Raw genomic sequence first — 7,047 nt, forward strand, 5'->3', positions numbered from 1 at the left:
GGTTCAGGCGCCGTCGCCCGAGGCCACCAAGCCGCCGCCGCCCCCGCCGACGCCGCAGCAGCCTCCGCCACCCCCGCCGCCGCAGCGACCGAACCCGCCCTCGGGCAAGCCGCAGGCGGAGCCGACGCCGACTCCGTCGCCGCCGACGCCGCCGGCCGAGACGGCCCAGGCCGACCCGATGGCGATCTCGCCGACCGAGGCGCCGCGTCCGGGCTCCCGGCCGAAGGCGCCGCCGCCGGCGCCGACGCAGCAGGGCGCCCCCACGTCGACGCGATCGACCGCGCCGTCGCAGCCGCAGAGCGACGAGATCGCCGGTCTGCTGGACGGCCAGTCTGGCGGGCGCCAGTCCAGCCGGCAGTCCAACCGCCAGCAGCGGGCGTCGGGGCAGGGCGGGCCGGCATCCCGTCTGTCGCGCGGCGACGAAGGGGCCATCCGCGACAAGGTCAAGCAATGCTGGAACGTTGGCGCCCTGGAAGGGGCGATGACCAAGCCGGTGGTGCAGATTCGCGTCGCCGCAGTCCAGCCGGACGGCACCATCCTACCCAAGGATGTGTCGATCGCAGACAATGGCGGCGACAACGCGTGGGCCAACGCCGCGCGGCGCGCCGTCGCCAATCCCGCCTGCCAGCCTTGGCCCATGCCGAGCGGGGGGTGGCCGAACGACACGTTCCTTCTCGTGTTCGATCCCAAGGACATGTTCTGACCAGCCAGGAACCGAGGTGCAGACAATGAAACGAGGCTTCCTCCACACCACGCTGGCCGCCCTGGCTGCGGTCGTATCCCTCTCCCTGCCGGCGGCGCCGGCCCAGGCCGAGATCCGGATCGACATCAACCAGGGCGTGTCGCAGCCGATGCCGATCGCGATCACCGACTTCCCCGGTGACCCGGTCGGCAGCCAGATCAGCCAGATCATCTCGGCGGACCTGCAGCGCTCCGGCCTGTTCGCGCCGATCGACCCGCGCGCCTTCACCCAGGACGCGGCGTCGCTGCAGCAGGGCCCGCGCTTCGCCGACTGGAAGGTGCTGGCGGCCCAGGCCCTGGTCACCGGCCAGGTCCGGCCGCGCGGCGACGGGCGCTTCGATGTCGACTTCCGACTGTGGGATGTCGCCGCCGAGCAGCAGCTGACCGGCCTGACCTTGACCGGCGACAGCGCCTTGATGCGCCGCGTCGCCCACAAGATCGCGGACGAGATCTACCGCGCCGTGACCGGCGAGGACGGCTATTTCGACACCCGCATCGTCTACGTCTCCGAGACCGGGCCCGAGACCAACCGGGTCAAGCGGCTGGCGATCATGGACCAGGACGGGGCCAACCATCAGTTCCTGACCGATGGCTCGCAGCTGGTGCTGACGCCGCGCTTCTCGCCGAACACGCAGCAGATCACCTATCTGGCCTATGTGAACAACAAGCCGCGGGTGTATCTGCTCGACCTCGGCAGCGGCCGGCAGGAATCGCTCGGCGACTTCCCGAACATGACCTTCTCGCCGCGCTTCAGCCCGGACGGCAACCGGGTCATCTTCAGCATGGCGCAGGCCGGCAACACCGATATCTACGTCATGGACCTGCGCACCCGCTCGGCGCAGCGCCTGACCTCCGATCCTTCGATCGAGACCTCGCCCTCCTATTCCAAGGACGGGACGCAGATCGTGTTCGAGAGCGACCGCGGCGGCAGCCAGCAGATCTACATCATGAACTCCGACGGGTCGGGCGTGCGCCGGCTCAGCTTCGGCCAGGGCCGCTACGGCACCCCGGTGTGGTCGCCGCGCGGCGACCTGATCGCCTTCACCAAGATCTCGGGCGGCCAGTTCTCGATCGGCGTGATGCGGCCGGACGGCACCGGCGAGCGCGACCTGGCCTCGGGCTTCCTGGCCGAAGCCCCGACCTGGGCGCCGAACGGGCGCGTGCTGATGTACACCGCCAGCGGCGGCGGCGGCAGCAAGCTGGTCAGCGTCGACATCACCGGCCGGGTCAGCGCCGCGGTGCCGACGCCCTTCGACGCGTCCGACGCCGCCTGGTCGCCGCTGCTGCCGTGACGGCAAGCCGCAGAAATGCTAGAAATAACGCAAGAAATACCTTGCGGAGCAGGCAGTAACCTGCTTTTCCCTCAACCGCTTTCCGAATCGTAAAGTCGGATCCACGTCAGGGGCAAAGAACCATGCGTCTCAAGATTGTGTCCCTCATGGGGGCTCTGCTGCTGGCCACGGCCTGCAGCTCCACCCAGAACGCCGGCACCGGTGCTGGCGCCGGCGGCCTCGGCTCCGGCACCGCGGTCCCCGGCTCGCAGCAGGATCTGGCGCAGAACATCGGCGACCGGGTGTTCTTCTCGCTCAACGGCTTCGACCTGAGCCCCGAGGCGCAGGCCACGCTGAACAAGCAGGGCGGCTGGCTGCAGCAGTACCAGAACGTCGCGGTGACCGTCGAAGGCCACGCCGACGAGCGCGGCACCCGCGAGTACAACCTCGCCCTCGGCGACCGCCGCGCCAATTCGGTGCGCAACTACCTGATCGCCAATGGCGTGGCTCCGTCGCGGGTCACCACCATCAGCTACGGCAAGGAGCGTCCGGCGGTGCCGGGCCACGACGAGTCGGCCTGGGCGCAGAACCGCCGGGCGGTCACCGTCGTCAACTGATCTCCGCCAGGACGGCGGGTGGCGCCTTCGCGGGCGTCGTCCGCCGCCGGTCGGACGGTCTGCGCGCCGGACGGCGGCAGCGGCATCGCCGTTGTCGCCGTGCCCGGCGCGTCTTATTTTCGCCGCTTGGATCGGCCCAAGATCGGATCGGTCCCGTGCCCCGAACCATGGAGGTGGAGGCGACATGCCGGCTTCGCACAGGCGATGGAGTATTCTTGCGGTCGCGGCGCTTGCCGTCGCGGTCCTGGCCCCGTCCGGGCCCGGCCGGGCGCAGAGCTACGAGGCCCAGCTCGAGGTCCGGGTCAGCACGCTGGAGCAGCAGATCTCGCAGCTGACCGGCCAGATCGAGCAGCTGCAGTACCAGAACCAGCAGCTCGCCGACCAGCTGAAGCGGGCCCAGGCCGACATCGAGTTCCGGCTGAACGAGCTCGAGGGCAGCGGTGGCAGCAGCAAGGCCGCGCCGGCTCCGGCCCCGGCCAAGCGGGCGCCGACCCAGAGCGCGCCGGCCGCGCCGCGGACGCCGCAGCCCTTCACCCCGACGCCGCTGATGCCGCCGAAGCGGTCCGACGCCGAGCCGTTGCCCCCGGCCTATGATGGCCAGGGCGACAGCCTGGGCGGCATGATTCAGGATATGGGCGCGGCCGATCCCGGGACCTCGGTTCCGGGCTTCGCCTCGACCGAGCCGCAATCCTACGGCCTCGCCGCGGCGGCGCCGGGCGGCGATGCGACCGCCGCCTACTCGCTCGGCGAGTCCCTGCTGGCCCAAGGCCGCCCGGGCGAGGCGGCCAACGCCTTCAACACTGCCTGGTCGATGGATCCGCGCGGGCCGCGGGCGCCGGACGCGCTGATGCGCCTGGCCCAGTCGCTGCTGGCCGCCCGGCAGGACCGCTCGGCCTGCGACGCCTTTGCCCGGCTGGTGGCGGATTATCCCGACGCCCCGCCGCAGATGCTGCGCCGCGCCAAGGACCAGCAGCTGCTGCTGCGCTGCTGATGAATGACCAGCCCGGTCACGGATGAAGAGTTTGCCGCGCGGCTCGACCGCCTCGGCCCGTTCGACCGGCCTCTCCGCCTTGCCGTCGCCGTCTCGGGCGGTCCCGACAGCATGGCGCTCAGCCTCCTCGCCGCACGCTGGGTCCGGCAGAGGGGCGGCCAGATCCTGGCCCTGACCGTCGACCACCGGCTGCGCCCGGACTCGACCGCCGAAGCCGTCGCCACCGGCGCTGCCCTGACCCGGCACGACATTCCCCACCGCATCCTGACCTGGACCGACGCCCCCGCCCGGGCCTCGCAGGACCAGGCGCGTCGCGCCCGCTACGACCTTCTGGGCCAGGCCTGCCGTGAGGCCGGCATCCGCGATCTGGCTGTCGCCCACCAGCGCGAGGACCAGGCCGAGACCGTGCTGCTGCGCCTGGCCAAGGGCAGCGGCATCGACGGGCTTGCCGGGATGGCCGCCTGGCGCCCGGCGCCCTGGGGCCGGCTGCTGCGGCCGCTGCTCGACCTGCCGAAGGCCCGGCTGGCCGCCACCTGCACCGGATTCGGCATGGTCCCGGTCGACGACCCGTCCAACCGCCGCAGCCGCTATGCCCGCGCCCGGCTGCGCGCCGCCCGCGAGGTGCTGGCGGCCGAGGGGCTGACCGACGACCGGCTGTTCGCCCTGGCCCGCCGCGCCGGCCAGGCCCGCGATGCGCTGCAGCGGATCGCCGCCGAGCTCGGCCGCGGCGCCGTGCGGCTCGACCCCGCCGGCTATGCCTCGATCGACCTTCCGGCCCTGCGCCAGGCCGAGCCCGAGATCGCGCGCCGCCTGCTCGACTCCGTCACCGCCTGCATCGGCGGGGGCGCCGAGGCCCGCTTCGATGCGCTGGAGCGGCTGGTGGACGCGATGCGGGACGGTGCGCTGCTGGGTCGCACCCTCGGTCGCACACTGGGGCGCTGCCGCCTCCGCGTGGCCGGCGACCGGCTGCTGGTGTTCCGTGAACGCCGTTTCCTGCCGGAGACTCTCGGGCCGGTCCCCGGCGCATCCTTGCTCTGGGACGGCCGATTCCGCATCGAAACGCCCGCCGATATCGCTCCGGAAGACCGGATCTCGGCCTGGGGCGACGCTGCGGCGGGGCAGGGCCGTCCCGACGATCTGCCCTTCGATGCGGCCGCGGTGCTGCCGGCGCTGTGGCGGAATGGCCACGTGCTGCGGCGCCCGAGCGTGGCCGATCCGACCGGAAACGGCCTGTTTCTGCGGTTCGAGCCGCTTTGGCCGCTGCTGCCGAATGGATTCCCGGTTGTTTAGCCGCGGCGCTATATTATCTACTAACGAGCCTCCGGAGGCATTCCGGGGACCCACGACGCCGTGACGCCGCGCAAGCGGTATGCGCGGGACATGAGGCGACCGTCCGTGAACAATTTCGGCAAGAACTTTGCGCTCTGGATCATCATCGGCCTGCTCCTCCTGGCGCTGTTCAACCTGTTTCAGAGCTCCGGCGGCCGCAGCCCGCAGGGTGAGCTGGCTTACAGCGACCTGGTGACCGCGGTCGAGAAGGGCCAGGTTCTCGACGCCAAGGTCCAGGGCCAGACCGTCACCGGCCACTACAATCAGAGCGGGGGCGGCGGGTCGTTCCAGACCTACGTCCCGGACGGCACCGACATCATCAACAAGATGACGCAGGCCGGCGTGAAGGTGCAGGCCGCGGCGCCCGAGGGGCCGAACCTGCTGCTGACGACGCTGATGTCGTGGCTGCCGATGCTGCTGCTGATCGGCGTCTGGATCTTCTTCATGCGCCAGATGCAGTCCGGCGGCGGCAAGGCCATGGGCTTCGGCAAGAGCCGCGCCCGGCTGCTGACCGAGCGCACCGGCCGCGTCACCTTCGACGACGTCGCCGGCATCGACGAGGCCAAGCAGGAGCTCGAGGAGATCGTCGAGTTCCTGAAGGACCCGCAGAAGTTCCAGCGCCTGGGCGGCAAGATCCCGAAGGGCGTGCTGCTGGTCGGCCCTCCGGGCACGGGTAAGACCCTGACCGCCCGCGCGGTCGCCGGCGAGGCCAACGTGCCGTTCTTCACCATCTCCGGCTCGGACTTCGTCGAGATGTTCGTCGGCGTCGGCGCCAGCCGCGTCCGCGACATGTTCGAGCAGGGCAAGAAGAACGCCCCCTGCATCATCTTCATCGACGAGATCGACGCGGTCGGCCGCCATCGCGGCGCTGGCCTGGGCGGCGGCAACGACGAGCGCGAGCAGACGCTGAACCAGCTGCTGGTCGAGATGGACGGCTTCGAGGCGAATGAGGGCGTGATCCTGATCGCCGCCACCAACCGTCCGGACGTGCTGGACCCGGCGCTGCTGCGCCCCGGCCGCTTCGACCGCCAGGTGGTGGTGCCGAACCCGGACATCATGGGCCGCGAGAAGATCCTCAAGGTCCATATGCGCAAGGTGCCGCTGGCGCCGGACGTCGACCCGCGCGTCATTGCCCGCGGCACCCCCGGCTTCTCGGGCGCCGACCTGGCCAACCTGGTCAACGAGGCGGCGCTGCTGGCCGCCCGGCGCGGCAAGCGCGTGGTCGCCCATGCCGAGTTCGAAGAGGCCAAGGACAAGGTCATGATGGGCGCCGAGCGGCGGTCCATGGTGATGACCGACGAGGAGAAGCGGAACACCGCCTATCACGAGGCCGGCCATGCCATCGTCGGGCTGTACGTGCCGGAGCATGATCCGATCCACAAGGCGACGATCATCCCGCGCGGCCGCTCGCTCGGCATGGTGGTCAGCCTGCCGGAGAACGACCGCATCAGCTGGGCCAAGATCCAGATGGAATCGCGGCTGGCCATGACCTTCGGCGGCCGCCTGGCGGAAGAGCTGATCTTCGGACCAGAGCGGGTGACCAGCGGCGCCTCCGGCGATATCCAGCAGGCCACCAACCTGGCCCGCGCCATGATCACCGAATGGGGCATGTCGCCGAAGCTGGGCCGGCTGCGCTACAGCTCGAACGGCCAGGAGGTGTTCCTCGGCCATTCGGTGACGCAGACCCAGAACATCTCGGAGGAGACCGCCAAGATCATCGACGAGGAGATGCGTCGCCTGATCGAGGAGGCCGAGAACAAGGCCAGGACCATCCTGACCGAGCACATCGACCAACTGCATCTGCTGGCCAACGCGCTGCTCGAATTCGAGACGCTGACCGGCGACGAGGTGCGGGGCCTGATCCTGCGCGGCGAGGCGATCGTGCGGCCGGAGCCGACCGACGACCCGCCGCCGCCGAAGCGCCCGACCAGCGGCAAGCGCACCTCGGTGCCCTCGGGCGGCGCCAAGGGCATCGACCCGGAGCCGCAACCTGGTACGTAATCGGGCGGGCACCTGACCGGATGGCGATTGACAAGACCCACGGGCCGCGGTTTTTCGCGGGCCGGGGCGTTTCCCAAGCCGGCGACATAGCACCCAG

Annotated in this window: 5 protein-coding genes and 1 pseudogene; all 6 read left to right on the forward strand. The window is 70.8% G+C overall.

Features of this window, described 5'->3' with window-relative positions; all coding sequences use genetic code 11:
• Positions 1–703: pseudogene (locus tag AAHM41_RS37660) on the forward strand (hypothetical protein); the annotation flags it as partial.
• A gap of 25 nt (positions 704–728) precedes the next feature.
• Positions 729–2,033: a Tol-Pal system beta propeller repeat protein TolB gene (gene tolB, locus AAHM41_RS37665; protein ID WP_342241766.1), complete on the forward strand. Its 1,305-nt coding sequence runs from the start codon at positions 729–731 to the stop codon at positions 2,031–2,033.
• A 122-nt stretch (positions 2,034–2,155) separates the two neighbouring features.
• Positions 2,156–2,629 carry a peptidoglycan-associated lipoprotein Pal gene (pal, locus tag AAHM41_RS37670; protein WP_342241767.1) on the forward strand — a complete coding sequence of 158 codons (474 nt, stop codon included), beginning with the start codon at positions 2,156–2,158 and terminating at the stop codon, positions 2,627–2,629.
• A 184-nt stretch (positions 2,630–2,813) separates the two neighbouring features.
• The gene (locus tag AAHM41_RS37675) at positions 2,814–3,620 is read left to right on the forward strand and encodes a tetratricopeptide repeat protein (RefSeq protein ID WP_342241768.1); all 807 of its coding nucleotides are present in this window, start codon (positions 2,814–2,816) and stop codon (positions 3,618–3,620) included.
• 3 nt (positions 3,621–3,623) lie between these two features.
• Positions 3,624–4,910, forward strand: a complete 1,287-nt coding sequence (gene tilS / locus AAHM41_RS37680; RefSeq protein ID WP_342241769.1) for a tRNA lysidine(34) synthetase TilS — start codon at positions 3,624–3,626, stop codon at positions 4,908–4,910.
• A gap of 90 nt (positions 4,911–5,000) precedes the next feature.
• Complete coding sequence (ftsH, locus tag AAHM41_RS37685) at positions 5,001–6,950, forward strand: ATP-dependent zinc metalloprotease FtsH (RefSeq protein WP_342241770.1); 1,950 nt, start codon at positions 5,001–5,003, stop codon at positions 6,948–6,950.
• The last annotated feature ends 97 nt before the right edge of the window (positions 6,951–7,047 follow it).

It is taken from the genome of Inquilinus sp. OTU3971 (assembly GCF_038440215.1).